Source organism: Amycolatopsis balhimycina FH 1894, assembly GCF_000384295.1.
Classification (GTDB): domain Bacteria; phylum Actinomycetota; class Actinomycetes; order Mycobacteriales; family Pseudonocardiaceae; genus Amycolatopsis; species Amycolatopsis balhimycina.
In genome coordinates this window covers 4,030,936-4,054,819 of sequence record NZ_KB913037.1, presented here as the reverse complement: position 1 = coordinate 4,054,819, position 23,884 = coordinate 4,030,936, and the positions used below count along the sequence as shown (strand labels likewise).

General features: G+C 70.1%; 22 protein-coding genes. 7 read left to right on the top strand and 15 right to left on the bottom strand.

Annotated features, from left to right (window positions below):
• Nucleotides 1–187 precede the first annotated feature (187 nt).
• From A3CE_RS0117670 to A3CE_RS0117655, 4 genes are read left to right on the top strand one after another with little or no spacing between them, the layout of a single operon-like run.
• A complete protein-coding gene (locus A3CE_RS0117670) occupies nt 188–1,930 on the top strand; it encodes a CocE/NonD family hydrolase (protein ID WP_026468595.1) in 1,743 nt (580 codons plus the stop codon).
• Nucleotides 1,927–3,540 (top strand): AMP-binding protein, encoded by a 1,614-nt coding sequence (locus tag A3CE_RS0117665; RefSeq protein WP_020641435.1) that lies wholly within the window; start codon nt 1,927–1,929, stop codon nt 3,538–3,540. The genes A3CE_RS0117670 and A3CE_RS0117665 overlap by 4 nt, the downstream gene beginning before the upstream one ends.
• On the top strand, nt 3,537–4,307 hold the full coding sequence (locus A3CE_RS0117660; RefSeq protein ID WP_020641434.1) for an enoyl-CoA hydratase/isomerase family protein: 771 nt from the start codon (nt 3,537–3,539) through the stop codon (nt 4,305–4,307). The genes A3CE_RS0117665 and A3CE_RS0117660 overlap by 4 nt, the downstream gene beginning before the upstream one ends.
• Nucleotides 4,304–5,050, top strand: coding sequence for an SDR family oxidoreductase (locus A3CE_RS0117655; RefSeq protein WP_020641433.1), 747 nt, complete (start codon nt 4,304–4,306; stop codon nt 5,048–5,050). The genes A3CE_RS0117660 and A3CE_RS0117655 overlap by 4 nt, the downstream gene beginning before the upstream one ends.
• Nucleotides 5,051–5,054: 4 nt before the next feature.
• Here A3CE_RS0117655 and A3CE_RS0117650 read toward each other — a convergent pair whose 3' ends face one another.
• From A3CE_RS0117650 to A3CE_RS0117630, 4 genes are all read right to left on the bottom strand, one after another.
• Complete coding sequence (locus A3CE_RS0117650) at nt 5,055–5,684, bottom strand: TetR/AcrR family transcriptional regulator (protein WP_020641432.1); 630 nt, start codon at nt 5,682–5,684, stop codon at nt 5,055–5,057.
• 125 nt (nt 5,685–5,809) lie between these two features.
• Nucleotides 5,810–6,805, bottom strand: coding sequence for a sigma-70 family RNA polymerase sigma factor (locus A3CE_RS0117645; protein WP_020641431.1), 996 nt, complete (start codon nt 6,803–6,805; stop codon nt 5,810–5,812).
• Nucleotides 6,806–7,024: 219 nt separating this feature from the next.
• Complete coding sequence (locus tag A3CE_RS0117635; protein WP_026468593.1) at nt 7,025–8,017, bottom strand: zinc-binding dehydrogenase; 993 nt, start codon at nt 8,015–8,017, stop codon at nt 7,025–7,027.
• Between the two features lie 71 nt (nt 8,018–8,088).
• Complete coding sequence (locus tag A3CE_RS0117630; RefSeq protein WP_020641428.1) at nt 8,089–8,670, bottom strand: dihydrofolate reductase family protein; 582 nt, start codon at nt 8,668–8,670, stop codon at nt 8,089–8,091.
• A gap of 128 nt (nt 8,671–8,798) precedes the next feature.
• Here A3CE_RS0117630 and A3CE_RS0117625 point away from each other — a divergent pair, with 128 nt between their 5' ends.
• The gene (locus tag A3CE_RS0117625; protein ID WP_043792391.1) at nt 8,799–9,818 is read left to right on the top strand and encodes a sigma-70 family RNA polymerase sigma factor; all 1,020 of its coding nucleotides are present in this window, start codon (nt 8,799–8,801) and stop codon (nt 9,816–9,818) included.
• 17 nt (nt 9,819–9,835) lie between these two features.
• Here A3CE_RS0117625 and A3CE_RS0117620 read toward each other — a convergent pair whose 3' ends face one another.
• The 5 genes from A3CE_RS0117620 to A3CE_RS0117600 all read right to left on the bottom strand — a co-directional run bounded on the left by A3CE_RS0117620 (nt 9,836) and on the right by A3CE_RS0117600 (nt 15,221).
• The gene (locus A3CE_RS0117620) at nt 9,836–11,176 is read right to left on the bottom strand and encodes a CBS domain-containing anti-phage protein (protein WP_043792385.1); all 1,341 of its coding nucleotides are present in this window, start codon (nt 11,174–11,176) and stop codon (nt 9,836–9,838) included.
• Nucleotides 11,177–11,217: 41 nt separating this feature from the next.
• Nucleotides 11,218–11,865, bottom strand: coding sequence for a hypothetical protein (locus A3CE_RS0117615; RefSeq protein ID WP_020641425.1), 648 nt, complete (start codon nt 11,863–11,865; stop codon nt 11,218–11,220).
• Nucleotides 11,862–12,806 (bottom strand): ParA family protein, encoded by a 945-nt coding sequence (locus A3CE_RS0117610; RefSeq protein ID WP_020641424.1) that lies wholly within the window; start codon nt 12,804–12,806, stop codon nt 11,862–11,864. The genes A3CE_RS0117615 and A3CE_RS0117610 overlap by 4 nt, the downstream gene beginning before the upstream one ends.
• A gap of 119 nt (nt 12,807–12,925) precedes the next feature.
• Nucleotides 12,926–13,870, bottom strand: a complete 945-nt coding sequence (locus A3CE_RS0117605) for an alpha/beta fold hydrolase (RefSeq protein ID WP_020641423.1) — start codon at nt 13,868–13,870, stop codon at nt 12,926–12,928.
• Nucleotides 13,871–13,922: 52 nt separating this feature from the next.
• Nucleotides 13,923–15,221, bottom strand: coding sequence for a cytochrome P450 (locus tag A3CE_RS0117600; protein WP_020641422.1), 1,299 nt, complete (start codon nt 15,219–15,221; stop codon nt 13,923–13,925).
• A gap of 204 nt (nt 15,222–15,425) precedes the next feature.
• Here A3CE_RS0117600 and A3CE_RS0117595 point away from each other — a divergent pair, with 204 nt between their 5' ends.
• Both A3CE_RS0117595 and A3CE_RS0117590 read left to right on the top strand, forming a co-directional pair.
• A complete protein-coding gene (locus A3CE_RS0117595) occupies nt 15,426–16,244 on the top strand; it encodes an SAM-dependent methyltransferase (RefSeq protein WP_026468591.1) in 819 nt (272 codons plus the stop codon).
• Between the two features lie 17 nt (nt 16,245–16,261).
• A complete protein-coding gene (locus tag A3CE_RS0117590) occupies nt 16,262–18,379 on the top strand; it encodes a putative bifunctional diguanylate cyclase/phosphodiesterase (RefSeq protein WP_245589544.1) in 2,118 nt (705 codons plus the stop codon).
• Here the strand turns inward: A3CE_RS0117590 and A3CE_RS0117585 are convergent.
• From A3CE_RS0117585 to A3CE_RS0117560, 6 genes are all read right to left on the bottom strand, one after another.
• Entirely contained in the window at nt 18,322–19,290 is a 969-nt protein-coding gene (locus tag A3CE_RS0117585; RefSeq protein WP_026468590.1) for a DMT family transporter, read from the bottom strand. The genes A3CE_RS0117590 and A3CE_RS0117585 overlap by 58 nt on opposite strands.
• Before the next feature lie 26 nt (nt 19,291–19,316).
• Nucleotides 19,317–21,431, bottom strand: coding sequence for an MMPL family transporter (locus tag A3CE_RS0117580; protein WP_020641418.1), 2,115 nt, complete (start codon nt 21,429–21,431; stop codon nt 19,317–19,319).
• A 137-nt stretch (nt 21,432–21,568) separates the two neighbouring features.
• Nucleotides 21,569–21,811 carry a hypothetical protein gene (locus tag A3CE_RS0117575; RefSeq protein WP_020641417.1) on the bottom strand — a complete coding sequence of 81 codons (243 nt, stop codon included), beginning with the start codon at nt 21,809–21,811 and terminating at the stop codon, nt 21,569–21,571.
• 104 nt (nt 21,812–21,915) lie between these two features.
• Nucleotides 21,916–22,260: an ArsR/SmtB family transcription factor gene (locus A3CE_RS0117570; RefSeq protein WP_020641416.1), complete on the bottom strand. Its 345-nt coding sequence runs from the start codon at nt 22,258–22,260 to the stop codon at nt 21,916–21,918.
• Nucleotides 22,261–22,315: 55 nt separating this feature from the next.
• Complete coding sequence (locus A3CE_RS0117565; RefSeq protein WP_020641415.1) at nt 22,316–23,053, bottom strand: hypothetical protein; 738 nt, start codon at nt 23,051–23,053, stop codon at nt 22,316–22,318.
• Between the two features lie 53 nt (nt 23,054–23,106).
• Entirely contained in the window at nt 23,107–23,826 is a 720-nt protein-coding gene (locus A3CE_RS0117560; RefSeq protein ID WP_020641414.1) for a DUF2786 domain-containing protein, read from the bottom strand.
• Nucleotides 23,827–23,884 lie beyond the last annotated feature (58 nt).

The following is a 23,884-nucleotide window of genomic DNA, read 5'->3' as shown; positions in this document are numbered from 1 at the left end:
TTCGACAAATCGCCCGGCGGGCACCGGTCAGCTGATGGTCACCAGGTGACACTTCTCGTGCCCATTCCGCGGCGGTCGTCGAGGGAACCGCACCCCTGCGATGTCGGTACATTGACAGGGTACGGATGTGCTGCCTAACGTACCCTTCATCTCGAACGACCGCCGCAGCTCATCGAGGAGCGTCGAAATGCCGCACGTATACGACATAGATGTCCGGATTCCGATGCGTGACGGCGTGGCCCTGTCCGCCAACGTGTGGCGCCTGGCCGACGGCGAGGGGCCGACGCTGCTCGTGCGTCTCCCGTACGGCAAGGACATGATGGGCGCCGGCGTCGGCGTCATGCCGAACTTGATGGCTCTGCTGGAGGCCGGTTACGCGCTGGTCGTGCAGGACTGCCGGGGCACGTTCCGCTCGGAAGGCGAGTTCGTTCCGCACATGGCCGACCGGTCCGACGGCGAGGACACCGTCGCCTGGATCGCCGACCAGCCGTGGTCGGACGGCACGGTGGGCATGTACGGGGCGTCCTACCTGGGGATGGTCCAGTGGGAGACCGCCGCGACCGGCGCCCCGGCCCTCAGGGCGATCGCGCCGTCGGTCACCTCGATCGACAATTACGAGGCGCCCTGGTACTCCGCGGGTGGTGCGCTCTCCTTGAGCCTGGTCACGTGGTGGAACGCCATGATGTACGCGGCCGACGCGCAGCGGTCCCTGGCCGCCGGTGAAGGCTCCTTGGCGCAGGTGCAGGAGCTCGGTCAGGCGGTCGTGTTCGCCGAGTCCCTCAACGATGTGCTGCCGACGGCCGAGGTTCCGGTCCTGGCGGCGTACGGGAAGTGGTGGGACGACTGGATGGCCCACCCGTCCCACGACGAGTACTGGGACGCCATGGAGCTCACGCCCGAGCTGAAGAACGTCACGGTCCCGGCGCTGAACATCGGTGGCTGGTACGACCTCTACATCGGACAGACCGTCCGCACCTTCACCACCGCCCGCCAGCAGGCCGGTAGTGAGCAGGCGCGTGAGGGGCAACGGCTGATCATCGGTCCGTGGGACCACATTTCCGCGACCGGCGTCTATCCCGACCGCTCTTTCGGCGCGTTGGCCGCGCCCCAGCTGATGGGCCTGACCGACCTGTACGTGAAGTTCTTCGACTGCTGGCTTCGCGGTGACACCACCGCTTTGGACGACGTGGCGCCGGTGAAGATCTTCGTGATGGGCATCGACCAGTGGCGCGACGAGCAGGATTGGCCGCTGCCCGACACGACCTGGACCGACTTCCACCTCACCAGCGCCGGCCACGCCAACACCGCGGACGGCGACGGCGTACTGGCGACCGAGCCACCGGCAACGTCCGAGCACGACACCTACCTCTACGACCCGCGCCGCCCGGTGCCCACGGCGGGCGGGGCGTGCCTGCCGATGACGCCGGGGTTCGGTGGTCCGGTCGACCAGCGGACCGTCACCGGCCGCGAGGACGTCCTATGTTTCACCGGTCCCGTGCTGGAAGAGCCGGTCGAGGTCACCGGGCCGGTCTCCTTGACCCTGTTCGTCTCCTCGTCGGCGGTGGACACCGACTTCACCGCCAAGCTCGTCGACGTCTTCCCCGACGGCAAGGCGATCAACCTGTGCGACGGGATCCTGCGCGCCCGTTACCGCAACGGCCTCGCCACGGAAGAACTGATGGAACCCGGCACGGTCTACGAGATCACCGTCGACCTGACCGCCACGGCCAATGTTTTCCTTCCGGGGCACCGCATCCGCGTGGACGTCTCCAGCAGCAACTTCCCGCGTTACGACCGCAACACCAACACCGGCGGCGTCATCGCCCGCGAAACCGAAGAGCAGATGGTTCCCGCGATCAACCACATCCATCACGGGCCGAGCCACCCCAGCCGGCTCGTTCTGCCGATCATCGATCGGAAGGAACAGTGAGCGCCGCCGGTCGGGTCGCCGAACTGACCGCGGAATTCACCGCACCCGTCCTCGAAGTGGCTCGGTTGCTGTGCGACCGGCACCCCGCGGACCGCGTCGCGTTCACCGTCGTCGACGGCGCCGGTGAGTCGTCGAGCCTGACCTTCGGCGAACTCGCCGCGAACTCGCACCGCTACGCGCGGGCGTTGCAGGGGCTTGGCGTCGGTCCCGGCGACCGGGTCGCGACCCTGATGGGCAAGAGCACCGACCTGGTCACGGTCATCCTCGCGATCTGGCGGCTCGGCGCGGTCTACGTTCCGCTGTTCACCGCGTTCGCTCCCCAGGCCATCGCCCTGCGGCTGGAAGGCTCGGGGGCGCACGTCGTGGTCGTCGACCCGGACCAGGGCCCCAAGCTCGACCCGGGGCCGGACCTGCCGCACGACCCCGAGCGCTGCGTCGTCACCGGCGCGTCTCTGGCGGACCTGGCCGCCGCGGCGTCCCCGGAACCGGTGCCCGCCGTCACCACGAGCGGAGACGGCCCGCTGGTGCACATGTTCACCTCCGGCACCACCGGCAAACCCAAAGGGGTGATCCACCCCGTCTCGTACATCGCCGGCTGGCAGATCTACCTGGAGTACGCCCTCGGCGTCACCCGGGAGAGCAGCTACTGGTGTGCCGCCGACCCCGGCTGGGCCTACGGGTTGTACGCCGCCATCGTCGCTCCGCTGGCCGCCGGCATCCCCAGCCTTCTGCTGGCCGGCGGGTTCTCCGTCGAGACGACCTGGCGCACCCTCGCCGGCCACCGGGTCACAGACTTCACCGCCGCTCCGACCGTGTACCGGGGATTGCGTTCTTCCTCGTTGCCCGTGCCGCCGGGGCTGTGCCTGCGGCGGGCGTCCAGCGCCGGGGAGCCGTTGACCCCGGAGGTCAACGAGTGGGCCGGCGCCGCGCTGGGCGTTGCCGTGCACGATCACTTCGGCCAGACCGAGGTCGGCATGCCGCTGGCCAACCACCACCACTCGGAACTCGCTCATCCCCTCAAGACCGGCTCGATGGGGCGGCCGGTGCCCGGCTGGAGCCTCACTGTTCTCGCCGACGACCGGGACGAGCCGGTCGCACCGGGCGTGCTCGGCAGGGTCGCGATCGACGTCGCGGCGAGCCCGCTGATGACCTTCCGCGGCTACCAGATCCCGGGGCAGAGTGACGCCAAGTTCACCGCCGGCGGCCGCTGGTACCTCACGGGTGACGCCGGGCGAGTCGACTCCGACGGCGACTTCTTCTTCTCGTCCCGCGACGACGACGTCATCATCATGGCCGGTTATCGCATCGGGCCGTTCGAGATCGAGAGCGTCCTCGCCCAGCACCCCGCCGTCGCCGAATGCAGCGTCGTCGGCGCACCCGACGATGTCCGCGGGGAGGTCATCGAGGCCTATGTCGTCCTCCGCGACGGCAGCGAGGCGACCCCGGCGCTGGCCTCCGAACTCCAGCAGTTCGTCAAGACCCGCTACGCCGCCCACGCCTACCCGCGGACCATCCACTTCATCGACGCCCTGCCCAAGACACCCAGCGGCAAGACGCAGCGTTACCTGTTGCGCCGACGGCGAGCGGAACTTACCGCGGGGACACGGTGACCGAACCGCTTCTCGTCGAGCAATGCGGCCCTGTCCGGTGGTTGTGGCTGAACCGTCCCGAGCGGCGCAACGCCCTCGACGTCACCCTGATCGAGGCCCTGGACAAGCAGATCACCGGCGCCGAGGCCGACCCGGCCACCGCGGTCGTCGCGGTGGCGGGCAACGGGCCGAGTTTCTGTGCGGGCGGGGACTTCCGCCAGTTCCTGGACCTGCACGACCGCGGCCACAACCCGGTCGGCTTCCTGACCGACGTCTCGGCCTGCTTCACCCGCATCGCGGGCAGCACCAAACCGTGGGTCGCCGTGCTCCACGGCCACGCCGTCGCCGGGGGCCTCGAACTCGCACTGGCCTGCGACGTCGTGGTCGCCGCCGACACGACGCTCATCGGCGACGGGCACCTCGCCCGCCGGCTCGTCCCGGCCGGCGGGTCCAGCGTCCGGCTTCCCGGTGCGGTCGGGCGTGGGCTGTCGCGCTGGCTCCTGCTCACCGGCGAGCTGCTGCCCGCGACCGCGTTCGCCGGCACCGGCTGGCTTCGGGCGATCGTGCCCGAAGCCGACCTGCACACCACGGCCGACCGCCTCTGCCGTCAGCTGGCCGACCGCGCCGGCCCGGCCCAGCAGCGGCTCAAGACGTTGCTGCACCGCATCGACGGCGTCGCGCCCGAACACGCCCTGCGTGAGGAGCTGGCGGCCTTCGCCGACAACTGGCCGGCCAGCTCGGTCGCCGATGCCCTGCGCGCCTTTCTCGATCATGGAGACAACCGATGAATCGCTACCACGGACGCGTCGTCGCCATCACCGGTGGCGCACAGGGGCTCGGTCTCGCCATGGCCGCCCGGTTCGCCGCCGAAGGCGCCGCCGTCGCGCTGGCCGACGTCAACGGTGAAGCCCTCACGCGCGCCGCCGAGACGATCGCCGCCGAACTCCGCACCGACGTGGTCGACGTGACCGACTCCGCCCAGGTCGGCAGCTGGATCGCCGGCGTCACCGAGGGCCTCGGCCGCCTCGACGTCCTGGTCAACAACGCCGGCATCATCCGCGACAACCGGGTCGAGGACATCACCGACGACGACTGGCACGCGGTGCTCGACGTCAGCCTCACCGGCAGCTTCCACTGCGCCCGCACGGCCTTCGGGCCCATGAAGCGCCAGGGCTACGGACGCATCGTCAGCTTTTCCTCCATGTCCTGGCGCGGGAACTTCGGCCAGGCCAACTACGTGGCCGCCAAGGCCGGCATCGTCGGCCTGACCCGCACCCTCGCCCTCGAAGGCGCGCGCCACGGCATCACCGCCAACGCCATCGCCCCCGGCCTCATCGAGACCCCCATGCTCGCCTCCATGAACGGCCCCGCCCGCGACAAGCTCACCGGCAAGATCCCGATGCGCCACACCGGCAAGCCCGAGGACATCGCCGAGGCCGCGGCGTTTCTAGCCGCGGAAGCGGCCGGCTACATCACCGGCGTCGTCCTGGACGTGGACGGCGGCATCTCGATCGGATCCTCGATCCGGTGAGCGCTCATGCCTGGGGTGCGCTGAGCCCGTGCAGCAGGAGATCCGCCATTTCGGTGTACGCCTCGCCCGCGCTGAGGCCGCCGCTCAAGAGCACGCCGGACTGCACGCCTTCGATGGCCAGTGCCACGAGCTGTCCGGCGAAGGTGCCGTCGATCGACCGCAGCGCTCCCTCCTTGACGCCGTCGGCGATCAGCTCCTGGACGCGCCGGGCCGCCGCCGCGGAATTCGTCCGGTAGACGGCAGCGGTCGACCGGAGCCCGATCATGTCGGCGTAGTACTGGGTCGAACACCGGCTCATCGCCCGGCCGACCCCGGACAGGTAGGCCGGGATGCGCAGCCTCGGGTCGGCCACGTCGGCCACGGCCTGCTCGATCTGCTCGGTCGCCTGCCGGAAGAACCCCTTCGTCAAGGCCACGACCAGCTGTTCCTTGTTCCCGGCCACGCTGTAGAGCGTCGCCTTCGAGCAGTGCAGCCGATGCGCCAGATCGTCCATGCTCAGCGCCATGAAGCCCTCGGCGAGCACGAGTTCTTCGAGGTCCTTGAGCAGCTGGGCGCGGCGTTCGGGGTCGACGCGCCGTCGTCGCGCCGAACCGTTGCCGGAGTCGTCCAGTCCGGCTATCAGAGGCCCAGTCATCACCGACCCAGTATGACCGGCGGCCCAGGCCACGGGAAAACCAGCGATCAGGCACGAGCCCGCGGCTCAGCGGGGTGGAGTCAGGATGCGCCGCGAAACGCGTCGATCCCTTTGCGCCTTTCGGGTCAGCCGGTGAGCAGGTTCGGGAATCCGAACAGGACCACCAGCGCCGGATTGTGGAATTCCGTCACGCGGGCGACGCCTGTGGCTGTCGGGGTCAGCACGACGATGCCGTGCGCCTGGAGCTTGCCGTCGTTGTCGCGGTGGTACACGGCTGCGGCTGGTTGGCCGTTGGCTTCCGTGGCGATCATTCGCCATTCGCCCGGGGCGCCCATGACGTGTGCGGCGAGCAGGTACAGGCAGTTCGGCTTGCCCGCATACCAATTGCGGAATGGTGTTGCTTCCAGGGTGGCGTCGGTGCGGAGCACTTTTTCCAGCAGGCTCGCGTCCGAGTGTTCGAATGCGGTGATGTAGCCGGCCAGCAGCGCGCGTGCTCGCTCGTCGGTTGGTTCGAGCAGTTCACCGGGCTGCGGTTCCAGCTCGTCCAGCCGGGCTCGGGCGCGTTGCAGCCCGCTCTTCACCGCCGCCGTTGTCGTGCCGAGGATTTTCGCCGTTTCGGGCGCTGAGAACGCCAGCACCTCGCGCAGGATCAGGATCGCTCGCTGGCGGGCGGGCAGGTGCTGCAGACTCGCGATGAGCGCCAGCCGGAGCGACTCGCGTGCTACCGCCGTCGCGGCCGGGTCTTCGGTGGCCGGGGTGATCCAGGCGGCCGGGAACGGTTCCAGCCACGAGACCTCGCCCGGTGCGGCCTGGCTCGGTGGACGGTCTGGTCCGTCGTCCGGACCGGCCAGCCCCGACGGCAGGACCCGGATCGGGCGCGGCAGCGCCGCCGTCAGGCAGACGTTGGTGGCGATCTTGTAGAGCCAGGACCGGATCGACGCACGGCCCTCGAAGCCCGCGTAAGACCGCCAAGCCCGCAGGTACGTTTCCTGGACCAGGTCTTCGGCGTCGTGCGCCGAGCCGGCCATGCGGTAGCAGTGCGCCAGCAGCTCACGGCGGAACCGCTCGGTCTCGGCCGTGAACCGGTTCCGGTCCGCCGTCTCCCGTACGTGCGCCGTCATGCCGCGAGCCTAGGCCGCGGCCGGTCGGCCGGATGCGCGATCGCGGCCCGGTGGTCCGCCGCCGCGGATTGCCTGCTTGCCATGCTCTGCTCCTTCGCCGCCGGTCACCAGTACGACCAGGACGTCGGTGAGAAGGAATCGAAACGCAGGTCAGCGGGCATCCGCGGCCGCGGCCATGTCGTCCCGTCCGGCATCACGACCAGGTAGCACGGTTCACCGTCACGGCCGCAGGGCCAGTTTGCCGACGGTCGCCCTGGCTTCCAGCTCCGCGAGGGCCTTCGGGCCGTCGGCCAGGTCGTAGGTCGTGGGGCGGGCCGGGGTGAGCACGCCCGCGGCGACGAGCGCGGACAGCTCGCCCATGAGCTCGCCGAAGACCCGCGGTGCGGCCTGGATCAGCACGCCGATGTTGAGCCCGATGACGTGGACCTGGTGCCGGTACACCAGTTCCCAGTTGGTGACCGGGGCTTCGCCGCCCGCCAGCCCGTAGACGACGACCCGGCCGGTGACCCGCTTGGCCGCGGCCAGGCTCGCCTCGAAGGTGGCGCCGCCCGCCGACTCCAGCACCAGGTCGGCGCCGGCGCCGCCGGTCAGCCGCCGCACCTCGGCGGCGAGGTCGTCGCCGCGGGAGTCCAGCACGTGGTCGGCGCCCAGCGCCAGCACCGTCTCGTGCTTGCCCGGCGACGCCGTGCCGATGACCGTCGCGCCGTAGTGCTTGGCCATCGTCACCGCGGCCTGCCCCGTCGCTCCCGCCGCGGCGTGGACCAGCACGGTCTCTCCGGCGGCGACGCGGCCCAGGGGCTTGAGCGCGGCCAGCGCGGTGGGCCAGTTCACGACCAGGCCGAGCGCCTGCTCGGCGCTCCAGCCGGCCGGCACCGGCGTCGCGGCGGCCGCCGGCAGGACCAGGTAGTCAGCGAACGCCCCGGATCCGACGCCGGCCACGCGATCCCCGAGCCGCGGGGCCGTCACCGACTCACCGCACGCCACGACGTCGCCGACGGCCTCGAACCCCGCCGGATACGGTGGGCGCGGTCCGTCCCGGAACGTGCCGTGGGCCTTCGAGATGTCGGCGAAGTTGACGCCGGCGGCGGCGACCCGGATCAGGACTTCGCCCGGACCCGGGGCCGGCACCGGCGCGTCGAGGATCAAACGCATGTCCTGCGGACCCCGCAGCGAAGTCTGCTCCAGGGCGCGCATGGTGGCGGGAATGCTCACGGCGATCTGCTCTCTCTCGGCGGGCTGCATCGTCGAGCAGGTAGACCGCCGCCACCGCGCAAAGGAATCGATCAGGCCGAAGCGCCGGGCTGGTAGGTGAGGCAGACGAGGCTGTCCCCGACGGTGCGCCCGGCGGCCAGGCGCAGGGATTTCCGGTCACCGATCCGCCCGATCAGTCGTTCGCCCTCGCCGAGCGCGAACGGGCAGATCATCAGCCGCAGCTCGTCGAACAGGTCGTGCTCGATCAGCGGAAGCACGAGCTGCCCGCTGCCGTAGACGACGATCTCCCCGTCCACCTGCTTCTTCAGCTCCGCGACTTCGTCCATGACGTCGCCCCTGAGGACCGTCGAATTGGCCCACGCGGGATCTTCCAGCGTCGACGACACGACGTACTTGGGCAGCGCGCGCAGCCGGTCCGGCCAGTCGCCGCTCCGGGACGCCCAGCCTCGCGCGACGAGCCACTCGTAGGTCCGGCGGCCCATCAGCAACGCTTCCGCGCCCATCGCCTCCTCGAACTCGACCTTGGCCCACGCCTCGCGGTCCGCACCCGTGAGCTGGTCGAACCAGCCGGCGAACCGGAAGCCCCCGGCACCCACCGGGTCCTGGAACACCCCGTCGAGCGATACGGTCTCGCTGATCACGATCTTTCCCATGGCGGTTCTCCTTCGCTTTCTCGACAGCCGGTGATAGGGACGCCGCGAGAGCGGAAAAGGGGTCGGCCGGGGACCGCCCCCTTCGGTCCGCCGCCGACGTCGGTACAGCGGGAAGAGAGGTGGCCGCCGTGGAGTCCTCGAGGGCAGATTTGATCAGCAGGGCGCGCGCCGGGGACGACGACGCGTTCCAGGCACTGACCGAGCCGCACCGCCGTGAGCTGCAGGTGCACTGCTACCGGATGCTCGGCTCGTTCCAGGACGCCGAGGACGCGCTCCAGGACACCGTGGTGGCGGCCTGGCGAGGACTCAGCGGGTTCGACGGCCGCGCCTCGCTCCGCACCTGGCTCTACCGGATCGCCACCAACCGGTGCCTGAGCACGCTGCGCTCGGCCGCCCGGCGTCCGGCCACGGCGTGGGACATCCCCGGCGTGGAACCGCCCGAGCCGACCCGGCTCGGCGAGGTCGTCTGGCTCGAACCCTATCCGGACACCCTGCTCGACGGCGCGATCCAGGTGCCGCTCGGCCCGGAGGCCCGCTACGAGCAGACCGAATCCATCTCGCTGGCCTTCGTCACCGCACTGCAGGCCCTGCCGCCTCGCCAGCTCGCCGTCCTCATCCTGCGTGACGTCCTCGGCTTCCCGGCGAGCGAGGTGGCCGGCATGCTCGACACGACTCTCGACTCGGTGAAGAGCGCACTCAAGCGGGCACGGGCGACCCTGCAGCGCAACCAGCCGCCGTCCGCCGGCCACGAACCGCCGCCCGCCACGGCCTCGCCGACCGAGAACGCGATCGTGGCGGGCTTCGTGCACGCCTGGGAAACCGCCGACGTCGACGCGCTGGTGGCCCTGCTGACCGACGACGTCTTCATGTCCATGCCACCGCTGCCACTGGAATACCAGGGCCGGGACGTCGTCGGCCGCTTCTGCGGCGCCATCTTCGACGCGGGCCGGAGGTTCGCCCTGGTACCGACCCGCGCCAACGGGCAGCCGGCGTTCGGGGCCTACCTGATCGCTCCCAACGGCGTCCGCCACGGGACCGGCCTGTACGTCGTGACCCTTGCGGGCGACCGGATCAGCGCCATGACCCGGTTCGAGAACAGCATGCTGTCACCGTTCGGGCTGCCGCGGTCGCTCCCTCCTCAGGCGTGACAAGGGAAAGCGCCGTGTCAGGCAGGATCGCGGTATTGGTGGAGCAGGCTGTTGAAGCTCCGTAGCTTGGTGATGGAGTCTTCCGGTATCGGGTCCGGGTGGAAGTGCATGACTTTGTTGCGGATGTGGCGGATCTTCTCCAGCCGGGCGATGAAGACCTGGCGGTCCAGCGGCCAGCCCAGCTTGTCCCAGACGTCCCGGTTTCCGAGGATGCTTTGGTAGTCGCCGAAGGTCAGGTCGTCGAAGCTCTCGACCGTCCTGCTGCACATCGGCTGGATGGCCGGAATGTCGAAGGAGCGGCCCAAGATCCAGCGCAGAGTCTGGTCCAGCTCGCCCACCTGGAAGAACGGGGTGGCCATCTCGCCGTAGCGCCGGGCCACGTCCGAGGTGGTGACAATGCCCTTCACGATTCTGCTCTCGTCCAGTACGAAGACGAATTCGTGTTGCTGCAGCAGGGGAAGGACTTCGAAGAGGTCCCGGTCGTACGCGACCAGTTCCACGCGGGTGTCGATCGCGTCGGCGACCGTCGCGTCCGATTTCTGGTGCATTGCCTGGGCGATCGAGCGCCAGGTCACGGCACCCCGCAGGTTGCGGGGACCGTTCAGGACAGCGAGCTGCGAGAACTCGTTGAGAAGCATCTTCGTGACCGCTTCATGGAGCGTGCTGTTCGGGCTGACCGACTCCACACCATCGAGTGGAGACACGTTTCCCACCGTCAGGCGGACGTTCAGGTCATCGCCCCCCTCGTCGTCCTTGCCGACGGGGACATCGTCGATCACGGGCGGCCCCTCCTCGGACGGCGTGGTCAGGGAAACCACCGTGTCGAGGGTGACCGCGCGGAAGCTCGGCGAGGTCACCAGGCCGTGGTTCGCCAGGTCCGCCTCGATCTGGCCGATCTTGTCGCCGCGATCGGTCGCTTCCCAGAGCGCCAGGAGGGCGCGGACGGAGATCCGCTCGGGATTGTGCTCGTCGGCGCGTTCACGCGCTCGCCGCAGGCGTTCGTGGACGCGCTGCCGATCCTGGTCCCCGGATTTCCGGTCGACCGTGGCCGTCGCGCCGGCGATCGCCCGGTCGAGAAACTCCTGGCGCACCGAATCGAGCAACCGGCCCTCGTCGACCACCACCCACGCTCGCCATCCGTCGACCGCTCGCATTTCCGCCGCCACCATGGCCGCTCGCGAAGGCGAGCGGAACTCCTCGCCGTCGGGTTCGAGGCGGATCCGCCCCTCGTCGGTCACGGTCGCGTCGAAGGTGGCACCGATGCGCTTCCGCTTGAACCTGAGCTTCGCGCCGGCCTTGACCAGGCCCGCCTCGAGCAGGTCCGAGACGGTGACGCGGCGACCGCCGATCAGGTACATCGAGCGGCCGCCGGTCTCGTCGGTTCGCGCGCTCACGGGACTCACCACTTCCGCAGACCGGCGAACTTGCGGCGGGCACCGATCGCCTGCTTGAGGATCCGCCTCCTCAGCTCCTTCTGGCTCAGGCGGTCCATGCGGGTGAGCTGCAGTTCGGTCGCGACGGCGAGCAGGCTGTCCCGGTCCAGGTGCTGCGCCTCGAGATATTCGGCGCCCTCTTCCTCGGTGTCGATCTCGCGCAGGCGGGCGGCGATCGCTGCCGCGTCGGCATCGGGTCCCGTCGTCACCGGGACGGTGGCGGGCGGTTCGGCCACGGAGTCTTCGGCCACCGGTGTGGGAGGCGCTGGTGCAGGACGCTTCGGTTCGGCTGCGGGCACGTCGGTCGGGATCGCGGCCTGGTCGGCAAGCAAGTCGATGAGCTTCGGCTTCGTAAGTTTGCTGTAGTTGCGATAGTGCAGCTCTCCGGCGATCTTCCTCAGATCGCTCACGAGGAGGTCGGCGGTTTGCAAGTAGTTTCGTCGTTCTGGTGGCGACGATATGTCCGGCAGGGCTCGCACCGCCTGTTCGACCGCGCTCAGCACCATCAGCTGCGCCGCCCCGCCGGCAATCCTCCGCAGTGTGGCGTCGTCCTGCCGGTCGAGGAACTCCCACACCTGGGCCTGCAGGGCGACGAAACTCTTCAGGTCACTCACCGCGGGGCACCCGGCGTCAGCTCGAGCGCGGTCAGCACCTCGCCGGCGAGCTGATCGAATTCCCGGACGACCTTGTCCCGGCTGTTGGCGCGCAGCATCGCCGGTACGCCGGTCTCGCCGGCGTCGCCGAAGTGGTGGGGGCTGTTGCGGATCCTGCTCTGCAGCACGGGAACCTTGGAGTTCAGGCGGACTTCCTCGATGTAGGCGCGCTGGGCGGTGGTGACGTCCTGTGAATAGATCTGCACCATGGTGAAGACCACACCGAGCATGCCGGGGTCGATCGGGCGGTGTTCCCGGGTTCCGCCGTTGTGGTTGACGAAGTCGTTGAACTGCTGGACCAGACCGGCGCAGTTGCCCACCAGGTACTCCAGTCCCAAGGTGGACAGGTAGTCCGCCTTGGCCGGGACGAGGATCTGCTCGCTCGCGACGATCGCCGTCTTGGTGACCAGGCCGAAATTCGGTGCGCAGTCGATGAGGACCAGGTCGTACTCGGCGAAGTGGTCGTCCGCCAGCGCTTGCCGCAGGCAACCGTGCAGGTCCAGGAACCTCCGCTTCGACCCGTCAAGGGTGGTCGTGCCGCCCAGCAGCGCGGCGAGTTCGAGATCTATGTCGATGAGCCCGAGGTGGGAGGCGATCAGGTCGAGCCGTCCCCCGGTGCCGGCGAGGGCCCGGTTGACTCGCCCCGGTGACACCACGAGGCCGGGCAGCGGGACGTCCCTGCCGGGCATTTCGCCGCCGTACCACTGCTTGATCGTGCGGTTGTCCGCGAGTTGCTCGTGCCAGTCGTCGATCGAGAAGAAGGAGAAGGTCAGGTTGGTCTGTGGGTCGAGGTCGAGCAGGAGAACCCGCAGGCCGCGGCCGGCCGCGACCGCACCGAGGTTCGCGGTCAGAGTCGTCTTTCCCACGCCGCCCTTGTAGTTCATGACCGCCACGACCCGCATGCGCTCTCCCCGTGGTCTCGTGCCTGGGCCGTTTGTAGTACACGGGCGGCTGAACTGACGAGAAACGCGGGCAAAGTGTCATGAAGTTGTCCACCAGCCGGCTGATCGGTGGGCGATCATCACAGGGTTTTCAGCCAGTTGGCCACCACTCCGAAGTACGTCGGGGCGTTGGGGGCGTAGTTGATCGCGTGGCCGTAGCCGTTCAGGATGTAGGTCTGCAGGTTCGCCGTGCCGAAGAACGGGGCCTCCGACACGCGCAGGGCTTGCGGGGATGAGCAGTCGCTGCCCAGGGTTCCGCAGAAGTTCGGGTCGTTGCCGACCACCAGCAGGGCCGGGGCCGTGATCTGCTGGGACGCCGGATCGACCACCGTCGTCAGCGTGAGGCTGTCCACCGCCTCGGTTGCCGCGAAGACGTCCTTTGTGGACTCGTCGTACGCGAGCGCGGCGGCGTCGTACGGACCCGGTGTGTGGAACGCCGTGTAGCGCGTGCCCGGGTTGGTGGTCAAGTAGCCTGCGTCGCGTCCGGGGAGCGCCGGGTCCAGCGGGGCCGGCATCATCTGGGCCAGCGTCGGGATCACCGAGACCAGGTTCATCCGGTGCGTCATGCCCGTGACCAGCACGCCGTCGACGTCGCGGTAGCGGCCCGCCTCGATCATCGCCATCGCCGCTCCGATCGAGTGGCCGCCGACGACCACTTTCGCGAACCGGGAACGCACCGACTGGATCACCTGGTGCGCCGCCGTCGCCTGGACCGACGCGCTCAGCAGCGTGCTCAACGGCTTCGAACTGCTGCCCGTGCCCAGGCGGTCCAGTGCCAGGGTCGCCAGGCCCGCCTGGTTCATCGCCAGGCGGAACGACCGGATCTCCGGCGTGTAGCCGATGTCCCAATAGGACGCGTTGTACGTGCCGCCCGGAATCAGGACCGCCACCGTCGACGCTCCGGGCGGGGCGCACAGGCGGCCGTGCATCGTCTGCGGGAGCAGGGCCACCGTGACCGGGACGGACAGGTCTTCGCACGTCGTGGCCGCGGCGGCCGGAGCAGGCAGGAAAAGCGTGGCCAGCAACAGGAAAACGGCAGCACAAAAACGTAGGGGGGACACGGAGAACGACCTCCAGCTAGCGGGGGACTGCCGTCATCGGCAGGCTTTCGGGGTAGGCGGCGGAGGTGAACTTCACGCGTACCGGCCGGCCCGGAACCGGGACCAGCCGCCACCGCGCGGCCACCGTGGCCACCGTGATGACGATTTCGTTCTGGGCGAAGCGGTTCCCGATGCACTGCCGGGTGCCCGCCCCGAACGGGACGAACGCGCCCTTCGGCACGTCGGCGGCCCGCTCCGGCGCCCAGCGGCCGGGATCGAACCGGTCCGGGTCGGCGAACGACGCGGGGTCGTGGTGCAGCGCGTGCGGGCTGACGATCACCTCGGCGCCCTCCGGGAGACGCGCCCCGCCGAGGTCGACGTCGGTGAGAGTGCGGCGCATCAGCATCCAGAGCGGGTACAGCCGCAGCACCTCGTCGACCACCTGCCGGACGTAGGTCAGCCGGGGGAGGTCGTCGACGGTGACCGGGCGGCCGCCCAGCACCTCGTCGACTTCGGCGTGCACCCGCGCTTCCACCTCCGGGTGCCTGCCGAGCTCGTGGAACGTCCAGGCCAGCGCGAGCGCGGTCGTCTCGATGCCGGCCGTGAGCAGGGTGAGCACCTCGTCCCGCGCCTGCTCGTCGGTCATGCCGGCCAGCAGCAACATCGAAAGCAGGTCGCCGCGGTCGGTGCTTTCGCGCCGCCAGTCGCGGATCACCTCGACCACGATTCCCTGCATCCGCGCGATGGCCTCGTCGAACCGCCGGTTTCCGGGAACCGGTAGCTTTTCGACGAACTTCGGGGACAACGCGCGGATCATTCCCTGCTGGATGATCACGAAAATCGAACGACGGGCTTCGGCGATCGCTTCTTTGCCCAGGTCCGTGGAGAACAGGGCCTCGCCGACGATCGTCACCGCGAGACTCTGCATGTCCTCTTCGATCATCCGCACTTCACCGGCTCGCCAGCTGCCGCTCAGGCCGGCCGCCGCGCGCCGCATGATCTCCGCGTAGGCGACCAGGCGGTCGCGGTGGAACGCCGGCTGCATCAGCCGTCGCTGCCGCAGGTGGAAGTCCCCGTTCGAAAGCACCAAGCCATTTCCGACGAACGGCCGGAACTTGTCGAACATGGCGCCCTTGCGGAACTTCGGGCCCGCGGTGACCAGCACTTCGTGGACCAGCCGCGGGCTCGCGACGAAGTAGACGGGCGCCGGACCGAGATGGAGTTTCACGATCTCGCCGTGCTCGCGCAATGAGTCGGTGAACGCGAAGCGTTGCCGCAGCAGTGCCGGGGTGTGCCCGAGAAAAGGCCACCGGCCCGGCGCGACCGGGACGCTCATGCGAACTCCTCGATTGAGCCATTCGTTCGAGCCAATGTGTGGATTCCCCAGGAGACGGTCTACGGTAGGCGCGTCCGGGCGAACGGGACAGTGCCCGATCGGGTGGTGTGGCCTCACGCAGATGGCGCAGTAGCCGATCCTCGGGGAATCGCTAAGCTCTTTCCGGTCCGACATCCGGTCGGACATACTGAGAAGGTGTTCTTCGTGACACGATCACCGGAATGGGTGCCGCCGGGTGTCGATATCTCCGTGCCGAGCATCGCTCGCACTTACGACTTCATGCTCGGCGGCGGTCACAACTTCGCCGTCGACCGCGCGGTCGGTGAGGAGATCGAACGCGTGATGCCCGGCCTGCGCGACTCCGCGCGCGTGAGCCGCGCGTTCCTCGGACGCGCGGTGCGGTTCATGACCGGGCAGGGGATCCGGCAGTTCCTCGACATCGGTTCCGGCATCCCGACAGTGGCGAACGTGCACGAGGTCGCCCAGGCGCAGGACCCGGACTGCCGGGTGGTGTACGTCGACCGCGACCCGGTGGCGGTCGCGCACAGCGAACTGATGCTCGCGGGCAACGACCGCGCGGCGATCGTGCAGGCCGACATGCGGGATCCGGAGAAGATCCTCGATTCGCCGCAGGTCCGCGAGCTGATCGACCTCGACGAGCCACTGGGCCTGCTGATGCTGTTGATGTTGCACTGGGTCCCGGACGAATCCGGGCCGCTGGAACTGGTCGGCCGGTACCGCGCGGCGCTGGCGCCCGGCAGTTTCTTCGCGTTGACCCACGTCACCGGCGACCACCAGGGCGAAAACCTCGAAGAAGCGACCGAAGTGATCAAAGAGAGCCGGAGTCCCGATCAGGTGACCCTGCGGACGCACGCCCAGGTTTCCGCGCTTTTCGCGGGATTCGAACTCATCGAACCGGGTTTGGTCGGCTGCGGCGAATGGCGGCCGTCCGGGCCGGCCGATATCGCCGGCGCGGCCGCGATGAACACGCTGGTTTACGCCGGAATCGGCCGGACGAGCTGAGCGGGCAGCGCATGCCGATGATCGACAAACGGCCGGAAGAGCCCACGCCTCCCGACGCGGAACGCGCGCGCACCGTGCTCGCCCGGAAATGGGCCTACCTGCTCAGCGGCGTGACAGTCGTTTCGCTGAACCGGGAAGAGCTCGACCGGGAACTGCGCGACCTGCTCGACACGCTGGTCGAAAGCCTGCGCGGCGCCTCCGCGGACACGACGTCCGCCGAGCGGATCGGCGCGCGGCTGGTGGCGCTCGGCTACGTCGGCGAGCGGGGACTGCGGTGCACGCTCGACGTCCTGGGGAAGGGGCTGCCGTCGCTGCCCGAGCTCCAGCCGGTGGAACGGCTCACCGAGCGCATCGTGCTGACGCTGGGAGCGCTCTCGTGCGGGTTCCTGCTCGCGTACGAGCGCAGCGTCCTCGACCAGCAGGAGATCATGCACCTGGCGCTGCTCAAGGCGGTGCGGGACGCCCAGTGGAACCTCAAGCAGAGCGAAGCGCGCTTCGACGAGGTGGTGACGTCGTCGGCGAGCGGCATCGCGCTCGTCGCCCTCGACGGCCGGATCGTGCGGGCGAACGCGGCGCTGGCCGAGATGCTCGGTCACCCGGACGGGGAGCTGGCCGGGACGCTGCTGACCGATGTCGTGCACCCGGACACCTTCGAGGTGCTCCGCGAGGCGATGGACGCGTTGATCGACGGCGGCAAGGACCGGATCCGGCAATCCCAGCGGCTGCTGCGCAAGGACGGCGACGTCGCCCGCATCTCGCTCACCGCGTCGCTGCTGCGCGACGCCGAAGACTGCCCCGGCCACTTCGTCTTCGTCGTCGAGGACGGCACCGAGCTGATGCTGCTGCAGGGCGAGCTGAGCCGCCAGGCCCTGCACGACGTCCTCACCGGGCTGCCGAACCGCCAGTACTTCGGCACCCACCTGGAGGCGGCGCTGAGGCGCGCCGACCCGGTGTACGGCGTCACGCTGTTCCACGTCGACCTCGACGCGTTCGGCATGGTCTGCAACAGTCTCGGCCGCCGCGTCGGCGAGCAGCTGCTGGTGCACTTCGCGCAGCGCCTGAAGGCGGTGATGGCCCGGGAGAAGGCCATGATCGCGCGGTTCCACAGCGACGAGTTCGGCATCCTGGTCGAGAACACCGCGACGACGCCCGGCATCGACACGATCGTGCGCGCGATCAACGACGAGCTCGCCGAGCCGTTCTTCGTCGACGGGCACGGGCTCGCGCTGTCGGCGAGCGCGGGCGTGGTGCACCGGCCCGCGAAGGGCATCGACCCGCTGGAGCTGCTGCGGCAGGCGGACCAGACGCTGCGGCGCGCCAAGGCGCGGCGGCGCGGCCAGTGGAAGATGTTCGACCGGGAGGCCGACGCTCACGACCGGCGGACGCAGGCGCGGGCCGTCGGCATGGCCGGGGCGTGGGAGCACGGCGAGATCAGCGTGCGGTACCGGCCGATGGCGCGGCTGGCCGACGGCGCCACCGCCGGCCTCGAAGCCCGCCTGCACTGGGACCGGCCGGCCGACACGGCGCTTTCGCACGAGTGCTGCGTGGAGCTCGCCGAGTCGACCGGGCTCGTGCTGCCGCTCGGGGACTGGCTGCTGCGTGCGGCGAGCCGGCAGGGCGAATGGTGGCGCCAGCGCGCGGGGTTCGGCTTCCCGATGGTCACCGGCCTGACCGGGCACCAGGTGTCGGACGACGCGCTCGGCACGCGTGTGACGCGGCTGCTGGCGGACACCGGCCTCCCGCCGGAGCAGCTGATGCTCGGCGTCCCGGCCGGCGCGCTGCCGGTGTCGGGCGTGCTGGAGAACGTCAGCGCGCTGGCCGACCTCGGCGTCCACGTCATGCTCGACGACTTCGGGCTCGGGCCCGACGACCTGCGCGCGATCGAGGACCTGCCGGTGGACATCGTGCGCGTCGACCGGCGGCTCGCCGAATGGCAGGCGTGGTCGGACTCGACGTTCCTCGGCGCCCTCGTCCCGCTGGTCCGGCAGGTCGGCGCGACGCTCGTCGTCGACGGCATCCACACCGAGGACCAGGCGGACTGGTGGCGCGCGGCCGGCGCGGACCTGGCCACGGGCGACTACTTCGGGGTCGCGAGGCCGCCGGGCGAGCTGGCCGGGCGGTTCGCCGGCACCTGAACCGGCACTTCAGCAGGCACCTGGGCCGGCGCTTGAGCCGGTGCCTTGGCCCGCCACCGGGTCAGGCCGACCGCGACCAGCACGATCGCCATGCCGCCGACGATCCGGGGCGTCAGCGGTTCGCCGAGGAAGAGAGCGCCGAGCCCGACCGACACCACCGGCAGCAGGTAGCCGACGGTCGCCGCGGCGGTCGGGCCTTCTTCGGCGAGGATCCGGTAGTTGAGGTAGAACGTGATCCCGGTGCCGAAGACGCCGAGGATCGCCACCGCGACGACGGCGGTCGACGTCAGGTGCGGTGCCGTGGACGCGACCGGCAGCGCGAGGGCGGTCAGCGCGGTGGCCGTCATCAGCTGGGCGGCCGAGAGTGCGAGCGGAGCGCCGTCCGCCGGCAGTTTCCTGGCCATGTAAGCGAAGGCGATCGCGTAGCTGAGGCCGGCGCCGAGCAGGGCCAGCGCGCCCCCGCTCAGCAGGCCCGACTGCTGCCACGGCGCGAAGATCACCACGATGCCGCCGAAACCGAGGGCCAGCCCGAGCAGCCGGGCCGGGTTGAGCCGTCGTTCCGTGCCGAGCGCGACGCCGATCAGGAGCGCCCACAGCGGGGTGGTCGCGTTCATGACGCCCGCGACGCCGGAGTCGACCGTGCGTTCCCCGATGCCGAACAGCGCGAACGGCAGGGCGTTGCAGAAGAACGCGGCGACGATCAGCCGGGCCCAGGTCGCGCGGTCCCGCGGCAGCCGCTGCCGGGCCGCGAACGCCAGCCCGAGCAGCGTCAGGGCGCCGAGCGCGCACCGGACCAGCGTGAGGTGGACGGGGCTCAGCCCGGTCAGTGCCAGCTTGATCCACAGAAAACCCGAGCCCCACAGCAGGGCCAGGAGAGCCATTCGCGCCGAAGCGCCCCGTCCACCGATCATGCTTCCACGGTGCCCGTGTTGATCTATCAGGACAAGTGAAAAGTCCTGGAGGGATCTTTAAGCGTTGCTACAACCGGCCAGAGCCGTTCGCCGAAGAGCGACAACGCGGCCGGCAGCAGCACGCCACGCACGAGCGTCGCGTCCAGCAGGACCGCGAACGCCATGCCGAAGCCGAGCATCTTGTACTCGATCGCCGCGAGGCTCAGGAAGATACTGAACACGCCGGTCATGATCAGCGCGGCGCTCGTCACCACGCCGGAACTGCGCGCGGTGCCTTCGACGATCGCCTGCCGGGCCGGCACCCCGGAAAGCCGCCGCTCGCGGATCCGGCTGAGGATGAACACGTGGTAGTCGGTGCTCAGCCCGAACAGCAGCACGAACAGGAACATCGGCAGCCAGCCGAGCACGCCGCCGTAGGGCGTGAAGCCCAGGAGCGGTGCGAGAAACCCGTCCTGGAACACGAGCGTGAGCACGCCGTAGGCGGCGCCGGCCGACAGCAGGTTGAGCAGGATCGACACCACCGGCACCGCGACCGAGCGGAACACCACGAGCAGCAGCACGAACGCGAGCAGCAGGATGAAGCCGAAGACGAGCGGTGCCCGGGCGAGCACCTGCGCGGTGAAGTCGTGCGCTTCGGCGGTCCGGCCCGCCACCGCGTACCCGACGCCGTCGACCCGTCCGAGGGTTTGCGGCAGCAGGGTTTCGCGCAACGTCGTGAGCGTACGGCTCGCCGTTTCGTCGTTGCCGGCGCCGCCGAGCGGGATCCGGACGACGAGCGCCCCGTCCACCGGGACGACGACGGCCGGTTTCGGGGTTTTCGTGGTGAGCGCACCGATCGCCTGCCGCACCGCGGGCGTGTCGACCGGCCCGCCGCGGGTGTTCCAGAGGACGACGTGCGCGGGCATCGTCACGCCGGGAAACGCTTCCTGCATGCGCGCGGCCGCGTCGATCACCGGAATGCCGCGGGGCAGGCTCTCGGTGGGGGCGGGGTCCTGCAACCGGATTCCCAGTGCGGGCAGGGTGAGCAGCACCAGCACCGCGGTGGCGATCCCGCTCCACAGCGCGGGCCGGCGGGTGACGACACCCGCCACGGCGGCCCAGAACTTCGAGCGCGACTGACGCTTGCCCAGCCAGGGGATCCGGCCGCGGTCGACGCGGTGGCCGAGCAGGGAGAGCGTCGCCGGCAGCACCGTCACCGCGGCCAGGACGGCCGGTCCGACGACGAGGACCGTGCCGACGGTCAGGCCGCGGAGGTTGTCGAGGCCGGTGAACAGCAGGCCCGCCACGCACAGCACGACCGTCAGGCCCGACACGACGATCACGTGCCCGGACGTACGCGCGGCGATCCGGATCGACTCCTCGACGCCGTGATCGCGTTCCTCCCGCGCGCGGCGCAGGAAGAACAGGGAGTAGTCGACGCCGACCGCCATGCCGATGAGCAGCGTGATCGCGGAAGTGGCGCTGTTGACCGGAACCCAATTGTCCACAACGGACAGGAAGCCGAACGCGGCGAACACCGTGGTGCCCGCGAGGAGCACCGGGACCGCCGCCGCGACCAGCGAACCGAACACGACCAGCAGGATCAGCACCGTGATCGGCAGCGAGCGCGTTTCCGAACGCTTGATGTCCTCCTTGATGCTCTGGTCGACCGCACCCGACACGCTGAGGTCGCCGGCCTGCGCCAGCCGGACGCCCGCGTGCCGGGCGGCGACCGTGCCGACGGCCGCGGCCGCCGTCGCGAGGTGTGACCGGATTTCGGCGCCGGTGCCGGTGATCCGGAAGGTGACCAGGCCCGACCGCCCGTCCGCGGACACCTGGGCGGGGTCGTCGAGCGGGGACCTGACGTCCGCGACCGCGCCCGACGTCGTCAATGTCGTCACGAGGTCGGTGGTGGCCGCCCGGGACGAGGGCTGGACGAGGACGTTCTCCCAGAACGGCTCGCGGGTGGCCTGGCGGTCGAGGACGGCTTGGCCGGTCCCGGCGTCGCCGGCGGGGCTCGACCGCGCGTCGGTGCCGGGGGCGACCGTGCCGACGGCCCAGGCCAGCGCGACCAGCGCCAGCCAGCCGAGGATCGCGGCGGCGCGGTGCCGCAGCGACCAGTTCGTGACGCGTTCGACCACCGGGGGTTTCGCGGGCAGCATGAACTAGGGTCCTTCCGTGGAGGAGTGATCCGATGAGAGCTCGCCTTCGGGCGAGGTGGTTGCTTCTTCCTCCTGGGCCGCCGAGTTGCCGCTCGGCGGTCCAGGGCCATCAGTCGGCCGGACAGTCGGCCGGACAGTCAGTCGACCTCCTTGAGCACGTGTTCGATGGACCGCAGGCGGTCCTGGACGTCCCGCAGCTGCCGTTCGGTTTCTTCCTGCGTGCGGACGGCTTTCTCGGCCAGGCTGCGGTATTCGCTTTCGCGGGCGAGCGCCGCCTTGGCGCGCCAGGTCGAGGCCAGCTGCACGATCGCGATCGACAGCACGACGGTGATCAGGACGAAGACCCCGGTCACGCCGATGATCTCCTGCCACTGGTGCACGTTGCCAATCTGGCCAAAAGTAGGCCGACCCCCGCGCGGCACGTAACCGTTGCCACGAAGCCATTCGGCCGTGGCTGTGGTCGGATTGGTAACCATCGGCGCAGTCATGTGCGTCCCTCCTCGCCGTCCGCGTTTCCGTGAACGGAGTCCGGTGTGGTCAGCGTCGGCACGGCGGCCGCGATCGTCTCCGGCGTCAGCACGACGGAGAACGCGGTGAGCTCGTAGAACCGCAGCGTCTTCCCGTCTTCGCCGACCTCGAAGCTGGCGGTGACCAGGCCGGCGGCTTCGAGCTTGCGCAGGTGGACCTGCAGGAGCGCGCGGCTGATCCGCAGCTCGCGGGCGAGCTTGCTGACGTAGGTTCGCTCGGCCCGCAGCGCCGCGACGATCCGCAGCCGGTGCGGGTTGCCCAGGGCACCCAGCTGCCGCAGGAGCTCGTCGCCGGTCCACATGCCAACAAAAGTTAGCAGGTGCCGGCGCGGGGGGATATCGGGGTGATCCCGGAGATCAGATGGGGTGTTCCATCCAGACGTTCGGCTCGACGTACGTCGCCGTGTCGTAGGCGGCCGACGCGGTCACCGGGGCGATGCCGCCCGGGATGAAGTTCTCGCCGTCCTCGAGCTTCACGCCGGTCCAGTCGCGCCAGTCGGCCAGCGAGCTGGCCAGTGTCACCGCGAACGGGCACACCTTGACCACGCGGGCGCCCAGCCGTTCGTGGGTGCGCAGCCAGCGGTCGGCGAGCAGGCCGTCGGCTCGGCGGCGGGCCGCGTACTCCGGCATGGGGACCGCCGGCTCGGCTTCCTTGCCGATCGGCCGCACCGAGACGATCAGCTTGCGCAGGCCCGTTTCCGCGGCCCGCGCCTTCAGCGCCTTCAGCATCGGCGCGGACAGGCCGGTGCCCCGCAGGTGCGGCGCGATGACGACTTCCAGCGCGCACAACGCGTTCGGCGCGCGGCCGTCCATCACGTCCTGCGCCGCCCACTCGATCGCCTGGTCCCAGCCGTGGTCCGGGAGCTCGGCGCGGTCCTGCGCGGGATACGCCAGCGGAACCGACAGGGCGCGGGCGACCGGCGCGCCGTCGTCGTCCAGCGCGATCAGGAAGTACCGCGCCCAGTGCCGCAGGAACCGCTCACCGGTGATCATCCGGCCGCTGGCACCCTGGTAGATGAACTGCCCGCCGACGTCGCCGAGGTTCAGTGCGGGTTCGAGGAGATCGGGACGACCGGCAAGATCGACGACGCGCATGCGCCCAGTGAAGCGAAAAGATCAATCCCCGGATAGCGGCATCCGGGCGACGTTCAGCGCAAGGCCTTCGGACGCCGGGTCAGCGCGGTCGGGTCGAGGTTCGCCCGGGAACCGGCGTCGTGGCCGTCGAAGTAGCCGCTGCCGGACAGCAACCGGGGCGCGGCCGAGCGCAGGCCGCCGTACTCCGCGTCGAACGCGTGCTGCACCAGTTGCGCGCGGTCGCGGACCACGAGCTCCGCCGACCGTTCGCCCGGCGCCGCCGTGCGGACCGCTTCCTGCTCCGCGCGGGAAAGCCGTTCGTGCACCGCGCGGGCGAAGCCGTGCAGCCAGGTGCGCCGGTAGGCGGCCAGCGACTCGCCGGGGAAGAGACCGCCCGGCCGGACGCGGGTCAGCTGCGTACCCGCCTGCAGCAGCAGGCTGGTGAACAGCAGCTCCACCCGGCCGATGTCGGAGCGGAACCCGAACACCGTGACGCTTTCGACCTTCTGGCCTCGGCGGTGCAGCAGGGTCCGGCAGCGCAGCGGGTACGCGACCGAGGTGAGCAGGCTCGCCTTGTCCCGGCTGTATGGGTCGTTCATCGGGATCTTCAGCGTGCCGAGCTCGTCCGCGCTCGCCCCCGACGCCGCGAGCATCGCCTGGTCGATGCCGTACCGCGCGACGAGCTCGGCGGCCTTCTGGTTGTACGCCTCGGCTTCCGCCTCGGTGACCGCCGGGTCCTCGGCCTTGGCCAGTAGCTTGCGGATGCGCTCGAGCTGCGGATCTGACTCGGACATGGCCCCCCTCTCCTGGTCGGGCCGGCCGGCTCGGCCGGGCGTGGGGTTCACCGTGCGC

What these genes read in the sequence shown, in the direction of transcription:
- A3CE_RS0117670 (WP_026468595.1), top strand. Translation starts at nt 188, where the DNA reads ATGCCGCACGTATACGACATAGATGTCCGGATTCCGATGCGTGACGGC.
- A3CE_RS0117655 (WP_020641433.1), top strand. Translation starts at nt 4,304, where the DNA reads ATGAATCGCTACCACGGACGCGTCGTCGCCATCACCGGTGGCGCACAG.
- A3CE_RS0117650 (WP_020641432.1), bottom strand. Translation starts at nt 5,684, where the DNA reads ATGACTGGGCCTCTGATAGCCGGACTGGACGACTCCGGCAACGGTTCG.
- A3CE_RS0117645 (WP_020641431.1), bottom strand. Translation starts at nt 6,805, where the DNA reads ATGACGGCGCACGTACGGGAGACGGCGGACCGGAACCGGTTCACGGCC.
- A3CE_RS0117630 (WP_020641428.1), bottom strand. Translation starts at nt 8,670, where the DNA reads ATGGGAAAGATCGTGATCAGCGAGACCGTATCGCTCGACGGGGTGTTC.
- A3CE_RS0117620 (WP_043792385.1), bottom strand. Translation starts at nt 11,176, where the DNA reads ATGTACCTGATCGGCGGTCGCCGCGTCACCGTCTCGGACCTGCTCGAG.
- A3CE_RS0117610 (WP_020641424.1), bottom strand. Translation starts at nt 12,806, where the DNA reads ATGCGGGTCGTGGCGGTCATGAACTACAAGGGCGGCGTGGGAAAGACG.
- A3CE_RS0117600 (WP_020641422.1), bottom strand. Translation starts at nt 15,221, where the DNA reads ATGAGCGTCCCGGTCGCGCCGGGCCGGTGGCCTTTTCTCGGGCACACC.
- A3CE_RS0117590 (WP_245589544.1), top strand. Translation starts at nt 16,262, where the DNA reads ATGATCGACAAACGGCCGGAAGAGCCCACGCCTCCCGACGCGGAACGC.
- A3CE_RS0117585 (WP_026468590.1), bottom strand. Translation starts at nt 19,290, where the DNA reads ATGATCGGTGGACGGGGCGCTTCGGCGCGAATGGCTCTCCTGGCCCTG.
- A3CE_RS0117580 (WP_020641418.1), bottom strand. Translation starts at nt 21,431, where the DNA reads ATGCTGCCCGCGAAACCCCCGGTGGTCGAACGCGTCACGAACTGGTCG.
- A3CE_RS0117570 (WP_020641416.1), bottom strand. Translation starts at nt 22,260, where the DNA reads ATGTGGACCGGCGACGAGCTCCTGCGGCAGCTGGGTGCCCTGGGCAAC.
- A3CE_RS0117565 (WP_020641415.1), bottom strand. Translation starts at nt 23,053, where the DNA reads ATGCGCGTCGTCGATCTTGCCGGTCGTCCCGATCTCCTCGAACCCGCA.
- A3CE_RS0117560 (WP_020641414.1), bottom strand. Translation starts at nt 23,826, where the DNA reads ATGTCCGAGTCAGATCCGCAGCTCGAGCGCATCCGCAAGCTACTGGCC.